Here is a 13,525-nt window from a genome sequence, read left to right as displayed (position 1 = left end):
AGCACCTTCGCGGGGCGCAACTCGGGGGCGCCCGTTGTGGCGCGAAGCACCCGAGGTACCTCTTCCCCAGCCCGTCCGGGGAGAACGCTTCGAAGAAATTCCCCGAACCCGCCTAAGAAATCCGCCTCCTGAGTGCCCTAGAAGGATAGGACGTCGCATCCGGCTGCGTCCGTCCCAGCAAGGAGCCGGCATGACATCAGAAGCCCTGTACATCGCGGTGCTGCCCATCGCGGTAGCGGCACTGCACCTGGTGAGGGAAGGAATGCGGCGGTACACAGCGCGGATGACGGAACAGTCGCGTACCGAAACGCTCGTACGACTGATGGCGCACTGCGGCCCGGATGCCCTGCTCATCGACCGTAGGTCCGACGGTGCGGTGCTCACGGTCCGCTCGGGAGCCGTCGCATCCGATGACAGCGGCGCCCACCGGATCTCGGTTGGACCAGGGACAGGTGAGGGGCGTGTCTGATCTGCCCGATCTGCCTCCCGGGGACCGCGCTGCCGCCCCCATCCCCGAGGCCGCCTATGCCTTCTACGCGACCCACTTCACCAAACTCGCCTTCCGGGGGTCGATCATGCTGAGGGTCAGCGAGCAGGAGGCCGAGGACGCCGCGGCTTTCGCCTGCATGGAACTGCTGACCCGCTGGAGCACGGTTGCCCAGCCATACGCTTGGGCGGAGAAGGCCATGATCCGCAAGATCGTCCGCGATCGTCGCCATCGGCTGCGCTGGCGCCCCTGGCGACTGTCGGATTCCCAGGCCGACCTGGAGATTCCGCTGCCGCTCCACTGCCCGGTCGACGAACAGAACCAGGTCCGCGATGTATTCGTCGCTCTGCGGCAACTGAAACTGCGGGAACAACAGGTCATGGTGCTGCTCGTGTACGGGTACGAGCGCGCGGAGATCGCCGAGCTCCTGGGCATCACCACCAACTACGTCTACGTGATCATCTGCGAGGCACGGGAGAAACTGCGCTTCCTCCTGGGCCAGGAGACACATCCGGTCTCCCTGGGCGATGGCTTGGACTCGGTGCGCCGCGACGATCCGGTACTGGTCCTCATGCGCAAGGCCCTCGGTTGGCTCCATCTGGGCCTGGAAGCGAAACACCAGGCCGAACGAAGGGAGGGGCGCCGGTGAGCCATCGAATCCGACTGGTGTTCGTGGCTGCCCTCCTCTTGAGCTTCTACGCGGTCATGGCCGTTGCCGTACTCAGCTGGCTGGCTCTGGTAGTGCTCATCTTCTACAGTGCCGGCTTCGATGGGGCGACCACGTTCCCCGTCCCGAGCTTCCTCTTCTGCGCGGGGACCGCCGTACTGGTCTATGCGCTGGTCGATGCGACATGCCGCTCGCTCTTCCTGGTGGGAGGGGAGGGCACATGGCTGTCTCCCCGCGAGGCCCCGGAGCTCGACCACATCGTGAAGGAGGTGGCCAACGAGTTCCGCATCAGCGAGCCCCTGCACCTTCGGCTCACATCGTCGATGTCCGCGGAACTGGTGGACGAGGACAATCGGTTCCTGGGACTGGTGGCGGGAAACCGGGTCCTGTCGATCGGCGCCCCGCTGTTGGCCGTTCTCTCAACGGACCAGGTCCGCGCGGTGGTCGCACATGAGCTCGCCCACCTGTCACTGCGACACGATCGCGTCCGAGCCTTCACCGCCCGTCTGGAGGTCAGTCTGACGGTCGCGCGTGAATCCCTGGTTCGCTTTGGGAGGGCGAACGGCCTGGTCGCCCGATACACGGGCTTGCCCCAGCTACTGATCGGCGCCTACATCCGACTGTTCCGCTGGCTCGTCCAACCCATCCGGAGAAGGCAGGAGTTCGAAGCCGATCAGGCGGCTGCCTCGATCTGCACCGCACCCCTCCTCGCCGAGGCCCTTTGCCAACGAGCCTTGGCCGAAACGCTCTGGGCACAGTTCCAACAGGTGTTTCTGGAGGCGCCTCCCGGCGGAGTGCTCCCAGCAGATCCCTTCCGGGGATTCGCCCACGCCGCGGCGGACCCCGAGATCCAGCACCGTATCCCCTCCCTGCGTGACGATGCGATCACCGCACCCGCCATGCGCACCGAATTCGGATCCTGGCATCCGGACCTGATGCACCGGTTACGGGACCTGGGCGGAGCACCAGCCGCGCTCCTCCCCGTTCGACCAGGTGCGACAGCCGCCCCGCACCTTTCCCACAGTGACATCGCCCGCCTCCTGCCCGCCTACCAGGGAGCGACCACGCTTCCCTGGAAGCCGTGGCTCCGTCGCTGGATCGATCAGCGCAGTGCCCATCTCGTGACCCCCCTCCTGGAAGCCGTCCGGGAGGTCTCACGGACTGCCACGCCCATCACGCTCCACCAGGTGCTCCACCTCGTGGCGGCGGGAGACCGTATGCCGCTTGCTCGCGCGCTGACCGCGTACCTGCCGGAGCCGCAAGTTGGCGCGGAGCCATTGGACCTCCTCGGGGAAGCGTTGCTCGCCCTGGTGAGGCGCCAATTGGGGGAGCGACCGCGATCCCCCTCCCTCCGGGAGATGGTGATGGAAGCTGTCGTGCAACCGAGTCAGTCCTCCCGTCTCACCCTCTATCTGGCAGACGTGGGCGTCGATCCGATGAGGCCCGTCGAAGGCTTCCACGGCCCCACCGGGCCGGGGCAGCAGGAGACGACGGAATCCGGCCCCGGCTTCAAGACGTTGAAGGTCGCCCCCGAACTGCCGGAGGCGGTGCAAGAGCTCGTCCCATGGGTTCGCAATGTCACCCTGACCGTCCTTGTCGTCGCTTCCACCGTGGGCGGTTTCATCTGGATGGGACGGGACGACGTCACCTACGAGGCCCCGTCCGGACAGGTCGTCTGGCCCCGTCCGTCAACCGCCCCGTTCGCTCCGGCGCCACCACTGGGACAGGCCACCGCGATGCCTTCGTGGTTCCGCGAGCCTCTCCACGACCCGCTCGCTCCGCGGCGCGACTACTCCATCCCCCTGCCGGTCCTTCCGTCGTCCAGACCGTTCGCCGATCTCACCCCATAGCGTGGAACACGCCGAGCCCTGTCGTACGAGAACCACGCTTCCCGCACGACAGGCTCTGACTGCCCTGACTGTCCTGACCGCGCGGACAGGTGGGGACAGGCGCGGAACGGTCCGGCAGGCACCCCTCACAAGACCGAGGTGTCCCGCTCACGACCCCGCGGTGATGCGCTCCAGGTGCTCGGCGTTGAACGCGTCGTAGAGGATGTCGGGATTACTGATCGGCCGCTCCTTCAGCGGCGGGATGTAGAGCGTCCCGACCTGGAGGCCGCGGGCCAGCAACTGGGCGAGCTCTCCCAGGGGGAAGGTCTCCTTCAGCGGCTCCAACAGCGCATAGGTGGAGCTGAGGACCATGGTGACCTCGTGGTCCGCCGGATACGTCCGCAGCAGGAAGTCCTGGAGCCGGCGGTATCGCTCGGCGTTGCCCCGCTTGGTGGTGTACATGGCAGTCTCCACGGCCGACACCTGCCACAACAGACAGGGCACCTCGGACTGCAACGGCCGTTCACGGGCCAGAAGATCGGTGGCCTCGTACATCTGGAGGCCGTGCGGACCCGGGTCGAGACTCAGATCGGTGATGATCGTGTCCAGCGCCGAGATGCCCGGCAGGACCCGCACCGTCAGCCCGAGCAGTGATGCCGCCTGCTCGATCAGATGGCTGGGGTACACATAGATCTTGGGATGCCCGTAGGTGGCGAAGCACACGGGGGAGTCGTCCACGGCTGCGTTCACGACCTCGGCCGCCATGGCCCGATAGGTGCGCAGCCGGTCGCCGCCCTCCTGGTAGTGGTCCAGCATGCTGCGCACATCGGGGCTCAGAGTCCTCAGGAACTCATCGATGCCGAACCCGGCATCCACGGTGAAGACCTTCTTGCTCAGGCGCACCGCCTGCTCGGCCTCGCGCGTGATCTGCTGGACGTTGCGGATACCGAGGCCGACGATGTAGATGTCGACCGGACGACGCACGCTGTGCTGGGCGGCGTTCACACGTACTCCATCAGTTCTTCGAGCTTGGCGCGCCGCTCGGAACCGCTCAGCGTCGCGATGGCCGCCACCAGGTCCCGGCGCTTTGCTTCCGCTTCCGGGCCCTTCGGCCCGCGGACCAGCTCCGAGAACGAGTGGTAGGTCAGATGCAGGGGTTCGGTGAGAGTGGTCGGCGGGAGTGTCAGGGATAGGTCTCCTCCGCCTGCGAGCGCGGGGACCAGATATCGGTACAGGTCCCAGTCGAGGCGCCGCAGGCTCTCCAGTTCCTCGGTGCTGAGCTCGTAGTCGGCAGCGGCGGTGTCGGGGTCGGTGCGTGCCAGTTCGGCGAAGGCCACGTCGCGTTGCGCATGCAGCAGCAGGTCCCTCATTGAGTGCGCGGTCATGTCGTCAATGTGGCCGTGCGGTCGCCCGGATGCGCGCAGGCGCGTCTGTGCACCCGGGCGAACTCCCTCCGATGGTGGACACCACATCCACTCTGGCTGTCACCCCGTCACCCCGCTGCTCAGGGCGCTGGCTCAGCCCGGTCGCCCCACCTTCGGGCCGCGTGTGCGCTGTCGTAGCCCCGTGGCCGACAGCACCAGACCCGTCAGCGCCATCATCAGCGGTACCACCAGAGCCACGCGGAAGGCGTCGAGGCCACCGCCCGCCCAGCCGTGGACGGCAGTCACAGCCGCAATGCCCACCGCAGCTCCGAACTGGGTGGCGGTGTGTAGCAGCCCTCCCGCGAGCCCCTGCTCCCCGGCCACGACGCCGTCCGTCGCCGCGATGGTGAGCGGGCCATAGGCCAAGGCGAAGGCCACGCCCGTCAGCAGGAGGGTCGGCAGCATCATCAGATACCCCGAGCCCAGTCCGAACCAGAGGAACAATGCGTACGCCACGGTGGCGAGCAGGAAGCCGCTGAGGATCACCCGCGCATTTCCGTACCGTTCGACCAGTGGTGGGGTCACCGTCGGTGCCAGCAGCACATCGATGCCCGTCACCAGGAATGTCAAGGAGGTCTCCAGCGAGGACCAGCCGCGCATCTCCTGGAGGTAGAGCGTCACCATGAACTGGAAGCCCATGAAGCCGCCGAGCAGCAACAGTGCCCCGAGGTCCGCGCGGGCGACGGACGCCTGCCGGAGTATTCCCAGTCGTACGAGTGGTGAGGGGGACCGTTGCTCGATCCGGATGAAAAGTGCCGCCAGTAGTAGACCGGTGGCGAGTACGGCGATCGTCATGTGCCACTGCGCCAGCCCGTGTTCCAGGCGGACGATCCCGTACGTCAACAGCAGCATGGCCCCGGCCGCGGTCATCGCCCCGGGGAGGTCGAAGCCGCCCTGCCGCACCGGGGTAGTTCCGACGGGGATCAGCCGTACGGCCGAAAGGAGAATCATCCCGCCGAGCAGTACCGGCGCGTAGAAGACCCAGCGCCAACCGAGTTGGGTGAGCAGTCCACCGATCACCAGACCGATCGAGAAGCCCCCGGCCGCGGTGCCCGCGAAGATGAGGAGGGCGCGGTTGCGCTGTCGGCCCTCCGGGTAAGACGTGGTGATGATCGACATCGAGGCGGGTGTCATAAAGGCGGAGGCCACCCCCGTCACAAAGCGGGAGACGATCAGCATCCACCCCTCGGTCGCCAGTCCGCCGAGCGCCGAGAAGCCGATGAAGACGACGAGCCAGCTCAGAAACATCCGTCTGCGGCCGAGCAGGTCGGCGGCCCGTCCGCCGAGCAGGGTGAACCCCGCGTAGCCCAGTACGTATCCGCTGACCACCCAGGCCGCGGTACCCGTGGAGAGACCCAACTCCGCCCGGATCGTGGGGATCGCCACCGCGAGCATGGCGATGTCGATCCCCTCCAGGAAGATTGCCCCGCACAGGACCAGCAATAGGGCCCGGGAGCGCGCGGACATCTTTTCGACAGGGGCTAAGGCACCGCCCCCGGTCTCGGACGGCTTGCTGGAAGGCGCGCCCCGGTGATCAGCCGGCGCGGGGCGCTCGGCGGGGGAGGGTGGCAGGTCGGTAGACATGGAACGGCTCCGCGGAAGGGTGGCGGACAACAGGGAATCGGTTACCTGAAGGGTGGCCAGTTCCTTCTTGTAACTCCATCGATCCTGCGCGACGATGGACCGGTAGGGAAGGAGGCACTTTGAAGTCACCAAGTCACCGCCCGGTTACCGACTTCGACGACAGCGGGGACCCGGACCCCTTCCAGTGGGACACCCGTGAGGACTGCGAGGTCCGCCAGATCCTGGACCGGATCGCCGACAAGTGGTCCCTCCTGGTGATCGCACTGCTCGACAGCCGTGTCCTCCGTTTCACGGAGCTGCGCCGGGAGATCGACGGCATCAGCCAACGGATGCTGACGGTGACCCTGCGCCAGTTGGAGCGGGACGGGCTGGTCAGTCGTACGGTGCATCCGGTCGTTCCGCCCCGGGTGGAGTACGCGCTCACTCCGCTCGGCTGCACCCTCCACACCACGATTCGCTCGCTGGTCACCTGGACCGAGGAGCATCAGAACGAGATCGCGGGGGCCAGGGCCGCCTACGACGCACGAGTGGCCGGTGAAGCGGCCCAGCACACGGAAGGCGATGGACCGCAGCTCGCCGGGCGCGCGCACCCCTGACGGGGCGGCGTCGATGGGGCCTCTGCGCTGGGCGGTGCGCCGTGGGAGGGTTGTGCACTTCGGCGTTGCCCGTTGGTGTTCCCCGCCGGCCCGGGCGGTGTTTCCCGTGGGTCCGGGCGGTACAGCGGTGGACCGATGCGTTCAACGAGTGGGAACGCCTGCCACTCGACGCTCGCCACCGTTGTGCTCGCGCCAGGCCCGATAGACGTCGAGCGCATCGGGGCGGGGCTCGTGACGCATGGGGAGTCGACGCTGGTCGTAGGGCCGGGCGAACTCCTCGTAGAAGGAGTCCAGCTCGAAGTACTTGCGGTCGTCGACGTAGTAGGCGGAGTAGGCGCCGCGATCGGTGAGGAAGACCACCTCGTCGGGTGAGCAGTAGTACAGGGCGCCCAGGCACATCGGACAGGGATGGGCCAGTACGTAGATGGTGGTGCCGATGAGGTGCTCGGTGCCCAGTCGTGTGCACGCGTCGCGAATGGCCAGGACCTCGGCGTGTGCCGTCGGGTCGCCGGTCTGGGCCACCCGGTTGGGGCTCTCGGCGAGGATCTCGCCCTCGCGGACGATGACCGTCGCGAAGGGCCGGCCGCCCTCCTCCACATTGCGTCGGGCGAGATCGATGGTGTGTTGTGCGAAGTCCATGGTTCCTCCTTGGTACGGTCGGCCCCCTGTTGGGAAACGGGGTCGGGCAAGAGACATCGGGCCGGCCAGACGCTGCCCGGCCCGATGAAGTTGTGCTTCGTACGGGGTGGTCAGAACGGCTTGGTGGGGAGGTACTTGCCGTCCAGAGTGATCACCGCGCGCTCGCCGCCGTCGGGGTCGGCCACCTTCTGCACATCGAGCTTGAAGTTGATGGCGCTGATGATGCCGTCGCCGAACTGCTCGTGGACCAGGGCCTTGAGCGTGGTGCCGTAGACCTGGAGCATCTCGTAGAAGCGATAGATGGTGGGGTCCGTCGGAATTCCGCCGTCGATGGAGCCGCGCATCGGCACGGTCTGGAGCAGGAGAACGGCGTCCTCGTCCAGTCCCAGCACCTCGCCGACGGCGTGTGCGGCGTCCTTGGGCAGCGGGTGCTGGCCGAGCAGCGCGGCGGTGACGAAGGCCACCGACAGGCCAGTGGTGTCGGCGATCTGCTGCCAGGAGAGGTCCTTGCGGGTCTTCGCCTCGACTGCGGCGATCGTGAGCTGCTGACGGGCGGTGGGGTCGAACTGTGCGTGGATCATAAAGGGACTCCTTTGGAGGTGGACCTTCCCGGGAAGCCGGGAGGGCGTGGAGCGGGGTGAACGTGTCGGCGCGTGCCGGAGGTGCGAGTGGCGCACCGGGGTGATCAGACGACCGTGAGGGCGGCGGGCCGTTCCATGGCGGGGGTGGCGTCGTCGATTGCGCCGGTGGCGATGTCGAAGATCCAACCGTGCAGACGGACGGTTTCCCGGGCCAGTGCGCGTGCCACCGATGGATGGGTGGCGAGGTTCGCCAGCTGGGCGAGGACGTTCTCGCGGACCAGGGCGCTGACGTCGTTCTCGGCCGCGGGCTCCGTGCGGGCCCTGGACGCATCGGCGTGGCGCAGCCAGTCGGCGATGGAAGGCAGTGCGGTGAGGTCGTGGTGCTCGGCGAGCGCCGTCATGGCCCCGCAGGCGGAGTGGCCGCAGACGATGATGTCGCTGACCCCGAGCACGGCCACGGCGTACTCGATGCTGGCGGCGACACCGTCCACGCCGGAGGCGTAGGCGGGTACCAGGTTTCCGGCGGTGCGGATGACGAAGAGCTCACCCGGATCCTGTTGGGTGATCAGCTCGGGCACGACCCGGGCATCAGAGCAGCTGATGAACAGCGTGCTGGGTCGATGGGTGGTCGCGAGGTGCCGGAACAACTCCGCTCGGGCGGGGAAGACATCGTTGTGGAAGCGGCGGATTCCTTCGGTGAGGTGATGCATGGCCTGTTCTTCCTTCGGTTGGTTCGTCGGTGGGGGCCGACGTGGTCAACCATGCATGACCTGTGTCTATAGTGTCCAATATGTACTATAGATGACTTCCATAGATGCCATCTATATGGTGGTGGGTATGGGCCCTGAACTGCGTCATCTTCGGTATCTCCTGGCTGTCGCCGAACATGCCAGTTTCACCCGCGCCGCCGAGGACCTCCATATCTCGCAGCCGACGCTGTCCCAACAGATCAAGCAGTTGGAGAAGGTGTTGGGCGTTCAACTCCTCGACCGCAGCGGTCGAACCGTGCGCCTGACCGACGCCGGGGAGACCTACCTCCGCTATGCGCGCCGGGCCCTGCGCGACCTTGCCGCGGGCCGCAGGGCGGTACTCGACGTGCAGGACCTCACCCGTGGCCGGCTACGCCTGGCGATGACACCCACGTTCACGACGTACCTCATCGGTCCGCTCGTCGCCGAGTTCCACACCCATCACCCGGCCCTCACCATCGAGGTGCGCGAGATGACCCAGGACCGCATGGAATCCGGACTGCTGGCCGATGACATCGACCTCGGCATCGCGTTTCGCACCGACCATCTCGCAGGCATCGAGAGCACTCCGCTGTTCACCGAGAAGCTCAGTCTGGTGGTCGGACCACGGCATTCCGACACCGGTCGCACCGAGCCCTTGCCCGTCGAAGTGCTGACCGGGCACCCGCTCGCCCTTCTGAGTGACGACTTCGCCACCCGGGGCCACATCGACACCTACTTCCTTGCCGCGGGTGCCCGCCCGGTGGTTGCGGTGGAGGCCAACTCCATCAGCGCACTCATCGAGATCGTTCAGCGCACGGATCTGGCGACGGTTCTGCCCGACGCGCTCACCCACGGCCATGCCGCTCTCCACCCCATCGCCCTCACTCCGCCTCTGCCCGCCCGCACGGTCAGCCTGCTGCACCGCGACAGCGCGTACATCAGCGCGGCTGCACGCGCCTTCGCCTCGTTGGCGCACCGATGGGCCGCGGATCACCATCCACAGAGTGCCGACACCGACGGCTGATCAGGGGTCCGGCGTGCGGCGCGACGCAGGGTGTCCAGCCTCAATCTGCATCGGTGGCAATCGCGTCAGTGCTGTCGGCGGCATCGGCGGCATCGGCGGGACCGGGGATTTCGGCTTCCCAGCGCAGGAGGTCTCCCGGCTGGCATTCGAGCACCTCGCAGAGTGCGGCGAGAGTCGTGAACCGCACCGCTTTGGCGCGGCCGTTCTTGAGCACCGCCAGATTGGCGGGTGTGATGCCCACGCGTTCTGCGAGTTCGCCCACGGACATCTTCCGTTTGGCCAACATCACATCGATGTCAACGGCGATCGGCATCAGATCACCTCGGACAGTTCGGCCTGCAACTGGGCCGCCTCGACGTCACGTGCGACGGCCTGGGCGAGCAGCATCCGCAGGATGAGCACGATGAGCGCGATCCCTTGGAGCGCCAGGGCCGCCCCGCACACCAGGAGGACGATGCCCGGAGAAACGGCCTCCCCCGGGGCCAGGAGAACCGCGAGCACACACAACAGGATGGAGGCCGTCACGAACGCACCGATCACCCCGTGCACATAGCGGAAGGCGGCGGGGGAGAAGACGGTGCCGCGACGCACCATCGTCACCAGTCGCCACACGCAGAAGAGAACCACCTGAACCGTCGTGACACCGAGGACCGCGATCACCAGGCACGGGGTGCGCAGATGGGTGAGGTCCGCGTCGAGCTCCTCCAGATCGACGGCCAGCAGTGGCACCATCACCGTTTCCACGAACACTGAGCCGGCGAGCAGCGTCACGATCACGACGCGTAGCGCAAGCACGGTCACCTTCCCCATGGCCCCTCCCTCGGTTGAGTAACGATGGAAATCTATCGATTAACGATATGTGTGGCAAGGCTTGCGGCGTTCGATCGGGGGAGTTGGGCGTCGGTCGTGCTCCTGAACCCGGTCTTGGCCTCAGCCTGCTGGCTGTTGCGTCATGGCAGTCCTGGTCCGCGGGTTAACGGCCGATCCATTCGTTCGTGGATCAACGGATGGCTTGGCAGACTGCCGTCATGAGCAACTCGTACGCACAAGCGGTGCTGAGGACGGCGGACCTTGCCGAGGTACTGCGAGTCGCAGATCAGCTGATCGACCTCGCCGATACCCGGCAACTCGAAGTGGATTTCGAAGCAGTGGTTCACCGAGCCGATGAGCTGGAGCGGTTGGCCAAGGTGATGCCGGACGCCAACTGGTGGCCGCGTGGGCCGGGGCGGTCCGGCTCCTCGCGCGACGGTGACTCTGCCTTCGAGTGTCTCCCGGTTGTTCTGAGTCGGTGGACGATGCCGCCGGAAGCGGTGGAGGGCTTCTTGGCCGCGGTGGGGGATGTTCCGGCCATGGTGCGCTGGGACTTCAGCGGCTGGCCCGAAGCGCCTGAGATCGGCCTCGGCTATGGCGGCACCCGAGGCGCCTACCTGACGGTCTGTCTGAACGCCCGCGACCTCTACCTTGAGGATCCTGCGATGGACCACACGGTGTACGTCCATGTGAAGCAGGCCGAAGCCCACCGCGCTCCGTGGCTGGCAGCGCAAGTCGGTCTCCAGGTCATGGGCGAGTTGGAGATGGCTCCCCTGTGAGACCAGCACTCTTCGTCGCGATCATGGCCTGGTCATGACGCGGTGCGATGTTTCCGGGGCGGCGGCCTAGGGGCTTGTGTTGCTGGTGGGATTGGCCGGGTGCGCGAACAGCGTGTCGCTATCCCCGCGCCTGCGGATCGCAGGAGGGCTCGCGGGCTGGCGTCTTCGATACCAAGGCGATTCGAACCGTATGCCTTGCCCTTGCATGTCGAAGGCGCCGCTCGTTGCGCGGGCACGCTGGGGGAAATCTCCATGGCCCGGACCGGTGAGCCGGCCCGGGCCCGCATTCGAGACGATCAGTAGCGGTAAGTGTTGGCGTTGCTGAACGAGAAGCCGAGTGCACTGAGCGGGGCCGCGACCGTCCCGAGGGCGCTGTGACCGAAGGCCGTTGCTCCGGTCGCGACCGGGCCGGACCTCGACCCCTTGAGGACCCACACCGAACCAGCGCCCTGATCCTCGCCGGTTCCACCGACGACCAGCTCAGCGCGGCCATCTCCGGTCAGATCGATCAGCGAGGTGGAGAAGCCAAAGGCGTCGTTCGGCTCGGAGATCCCCGGCACCCCTGCGGTGTTCTGGGTGAAGAGCTTGGCCCCGGTGGTGCTGGGGCCCGTTGCGCCACCTCGAAGGACCACGACGGCCCCAGCGGCCTGGACGGTACCCACCTTCTTGCCCGGCAGGCCCGTCGCGATGTCCGCATAGCCGTCGCCGTTGACGTCGGACACCGACACTCCCGAACCGAAGTAGTCACGGTATGCGGCCGTACCCGGCACGCCCTTGGTGTTCTGGCTGAGGACCACGAGCCTCGACACAACCGGGCCGCTCGCCGAGCCGGGGAAGAAGATGATCCTGCCGCCCTTCCCCCCGTCCATGTCGGTCTCCCGGAAGTCGTCCCGTCCGACGACGACGTCGGCGTAGCCGTCCCGGTTGACGTCCCCGACGTCGACGTTGTCGCCGCCCGGAGTGGTTCGATCGTTGATGTGCTTCCTGAGGACCCGCGCGGTGTGGGCGAGCCCCTTGGCGGTCCCCATCCACACGGCGGTCTCCGGATGCTCGTACAGATCGGGGTTGTAGCGTGCGGCGACGAGGTCCGTACGGCCGTCACGGTTCACGTCCCCGGCGGCCAGATCGGTGATCCGCTCGCCGTCGTTCACGATGAGCGTGGTCGCGGCCGGGGAGCCGTCCCTCGTGAACGGACCGAGCAGAACCCGCACCTGGCTCTGGTCGTTCGTGGTGGCTATGTCCTGGTCGCCGTCACCGTCGAAATCGCCCACGGCAAGTGACTTGCCGAGCAGTGCGTGGGGCCCGGAGCCGCTCAGCAGCGTCGCACCGCCGGAGAGCCCCTTCGGCCCTCCCCAGAGCACGGAGACCGAACCGGCCTCCTTCCGCGAGCCAGGGCTGTCCTTGGATGCTCCCACGACAAGCTCGGCGTGGCCGTCCCGGTCGAGGTCTCCGCTTGCCAGCGCCGCGCCGAACTGATCGCCAGCCGCAGCAGTCCCGGGGATGCCGGGCGAGTCCTGGTGGAACACCTGAGTGCGCGCCGTGACCGGCTTGGTCTTCGATCCGTACAACACCGACACATGGCCGGCCTTCACCCGCTTGCCCGCATTCCCGCCCGGTGCGGCGACGGCAAGGTCACGGATGCCGTCACCGTTGAAGTCGTTCGCGGCGGCCTTCTTCGGTGTGGCTGGACGAGCGTCGGTGGGAGCGGCGATCACCAGCGGCGCCGTCAGCGCCGCGACGGCCATGACCGCGACGGCGAGTGCCGGGCCACGGCTCAGTTGGTGGGGGGTCATGATCAACCTCTCGGAGGTGCGGGCCGGCGAGCGCGGAGCGGCCGGGCACCTGACAGGATCCGCCGGTGCAACCGGTCTGACTCGTGGCGCTTGGAAATGGTTGTGCATTGCAGGCTGCCGAACAGCCGCTAGAGAAAAAGGAGTTCGGGGCAGGCCGGCGAAGGACCATGGACGGCGAACCGCCCGAATTTCTAGCTGCCTTCCGTGTCGAGCGGGCTTCCCGCGGCGTCGATGACCTCGTTCAAGACCCCGCGGGACAGAGCCAACTCGGCGATCAGACGATCGATGCGGTCGCGCTCGGCCATCAGTTCGCTGACCAGGCGCTTCGTCGCGTACTCATTGGGACCGCCGTCGACGTCTCTCATACAGGGCAGGAGTTGGGCGATCTTCTTGCTGTTCAGCCCCGCGGCGTAGAGCGCCTGTATGCGAACAACACGGTCGACCGCCCAGTCCCCGTAATCCCGGTGGCCACCCGGAGTCCGCTCCGCGCGGAGCAGACCCTGTTGCTCGTAGTAGCGCAGAGAGCGCTCGCTCACGCCGCTCCGGCGCGCCAACTCGCCGATCCGCATCGCCGCCCCCAT

At 67.1% G+C, this 13,525-nt stretch carries 16 protein-coding genes; 6 read left to right on the top strand and 10 right to left on the bottom strand.

Going from position 1 to position 13,525, the window contains the following annotated elements; all coding sequences use genetic code 11:
* Nucleotides 1-190 precede the first annotated feature (190 nt).
* From OID54_RS01460 to OID54_RS01450, 3 genes are read left to right on the top strand one after another with little or no spacing between them, the layout of a single operon-like run.
* The gene (locus tag OID54_RS01460; protein ID WP_329012669.1) at nucleotides 191-469 is read left to right on the top strand and encodes a hypothetical protein; all 279 of its coding nucleotides are present in this window, start codon (nucleotides 191-193) and stop codon (nucleotides 467-469) included.
* Nucleotides 462-1,136 (top strand): sigma-70 family RNA polymerase sigma factor, encoded by a 675-nt coding sequence (locus OID54_RS01455; protein ID WP_329012666.1) that lies wholly within the window; start codon nucleotides 462-464, stop codon nucleotides 1,134-1,136. Before OID54_RS01460 ends, OID54_RS01455 begins: the two co-directional genes overlap by 8 nt.
* Nucleotides 1,133-3,004, top strand: coding sequence for a M48 family metallopeptidase (locus OID54_RS01450; protein WP_329012663.1), 1,872 nt, complete (start codon nucleotides 1,133-1,135; stop codon nucleotides 3,002-3,004). The genes OID54_RS01455 and OID54_RS01450 overlap by 4 nt, the downstream gene beginning before the upstream one ends.
* A gap of 147 nt (nucleotides 3,005-3,151) precedes the next feature.
* Here OID54_RS01450 and OID54_RS01445 read toward each other — a convergent pair whose 3' ends face one another.
* From OID54_RS01445 to OID54_RS01435, 3 genes are all read right to left on the bottom strand, one after another.
* The gene (locus tag OID54_RS01445; protein WP_329012661.1) at nucleotides 3,152-3,988 is read right to left on the bottom strand and encodes an SAM-dependent methyltransferase; all 837 of its coding nucleotides are present in this window, start codon (nucleotides 3,986-3,988) and stop codon (nucleotides 3,152-3,154) included.
* On the bottom strand, nucleotides 3,985-4,368 hold the full coding sequence (locus OID54_RS01440) for a hypothetical protein (RefSeq protein ID WP_329012658.1): 384 nt from the start codon (nucleotides 4,366-4,368) through the stop codon (nucleotides 3,985-3,987). Before OID54_RS01440 ends, OID54_RS01445 begins: the two co-directional genes overlap by 4 nt.
* A 132-nt stretch (nucleotides 4,369-4,500) precedes the next feature.
* Nucleotides 4,501-5,874 (bottom strand): MFS transporter, encoded by a 1,374-nt coding sequence (locus OID54_RS01435; RefSeq protein ID WP_329027210.1) that lies wholly within the window; start codon nucleotides 5,872-5,874, stop codon nucleotides 4,501-4,503.
* A 236-nt stretch (nucleotides 5,875-6,110) separates the two neighbouring features.
* Between OID54_RS01435 and OID54_RS01430 the strand changes: the two genes are divergently transcribed.
* Nucleotides 6,111-6,587 (top strand): winged helix-turn-helix transcriptional regulator, encoded by a 477-nt coding sequence (locus OID54_RS01430; protein WP_329012655.1) that lies wholly within the window; start codon nucleotides 6,111-6,113, stop codon nucleotides 6,585-6,587.
* 141 nt (nucleotides 6,588-6,728) lie between these two features.
* Here the strand turns inward: OID54_RS01430 and OID54_RS01425 are convergent, their stop codons facing one another.
* The 3 genes from OID54_RS01425 to OID54_RS01415 form a co-directional block, all read right to left on the bottom strand.
* On the bottom strand, nucleotides 6,729-7,226 hold the full coding sequence (locus OID54_RS01425; RefSeq protein ID WP_329012653.1) for a nucleoside deaminase: 498 nt from the start codon (nucleotides 7,224-7,226) through the stop codon (nucleotides 6,729-6,731).
* Between the two features lie 110 nt (nucleotides 7,227-7,336).
* A complete protein-coding gene (cynS, locus tag OID54_RS01420; RefSeq protein ID WP_329012651.1) occupies nucleotides 7,337-7,807 on the bottom strand; it encodes a cyanase in 471 nt (156 codons plus the stop codon).
* 104 nt (nucleotides 7,808-7,911) lie between these two features.
* Nucleotides 7,912-8,517 carry a carbonic anhydrase gene (locus OID54_RS01415; RefSeq protein ID WP_329012648.1) on the bottom strand — a complete coding sequence of 202 codons (606 nt, stop codon included), beginning with the start codon at nucleotides 8,515-8,517 and terminating at the stop codon, nucleotides 7,912-7,914.
* A 127-nt stretch (nucleotides 8,518-8,644) separates the two neighbouring features.
* Between OID54_RS01415 and cynR the strand changes: the two genes are divergently transcribed.
* Entirely contained in the window at nucleotides 8,645-9,562 is a 918-nt protein-coding gene (gene cynR, locus OID54_RS01410; protein WP_329027208.1) for a transcriptional regulator CynR, read from the top strand.
* 40 nt (nucleotides 9,563-9,602) lie between these two features.
* Here cynR and OID54_RS01405 read toward each other — a convergent pair whose 3' ends face one another.
* On the bottom strand, nucleotides 9,603-9,875 hold the full coding sequence (locus OID54_RS01405) for a helix-turn-helix domain-containing protein (protein ID WP_329012645.1): 273 nt from the start codon (nucleotides 9,873-9,875) through the stop codon (nucleotides 9,603-9,605).
* The gene (locus OID54_RS01400; RefSeq protein ID WP_329012643.1) at nucleotides 9,875-10,372 is read right to left on the bottom strand and encodes a DUF2975 domain-containing protein; all 498 of its coding nucleotides are present in this window, start codon (nucleotides 10,370-10,372) and stop codon (nucleotides 9,875-9,877) included. The genes OID54_RS01405 and OID54_RS01400 overlap by 1 nt, the downstream gene beginning before the upstream one ends.
* A gap of 218 nt (nucleotides 10,373-10,590) precedes the next feature.
* Here OID54_RS01400 and OID54_RS01395 point away from each other — a divergent pair, with 218 nt between their 5' ends.
* Complete coding sequence (locus tag OID54_RS01395; RefSeq protein ID WP_329012638.1) at nucleotides 10,591-11,151, top strand: hypothetical protein; 561 nt, start codon at nucleotides 10,591-10,593, stop codon at nucleotides 11,149-11,151.
* A 296-nt stretch (nucleotides 11,152-11,447) separates the two neighbouring features.
* Here the strand turns inward: OID54_RS01395 and OID54_RS01390 are convergent, their stop codons facing one another.
* Nucleotides 11,448-12,944, bottom strand: a complete 1,497-nt coding sequence (locus tag OID54_RS01390) for an FG-GAP-like repeat-containing protein (RefSeq protein WP_329012636.1) — start codon at nucleotides 12,942-12,944, stop codon at nucleotides 11,448-11,450.
* A 191-nt stretch (nucleotides 12,945-13,135) separates the two neighbouring features.
* Nucleotides 13,136-13,513, bottom strand: a complete 378-nt coding sequence (locus OID54_RS01385) for a MerR family transcriptional regulator (RefSeq protein ID WP_329027206.1) — start codon at nucleotides 13,511-13,513, stop codon at nucleotides 13,136-13,138.
* Nucleotides 13,514-13,525 lie beyond the last annotated feature (12 nt).

It is taken from the genome of Streptomyces sp. NBC_00690 (assembly GCF_036226685.1).
GTDB lineage: Bacteria > Actinomycetota > Actinomycetes > Streptomycetales > Streptomycetaceae > Streptomyces.
This window is presented reverse-complemented; position numbering and strand designations above follow the sequence as displayed.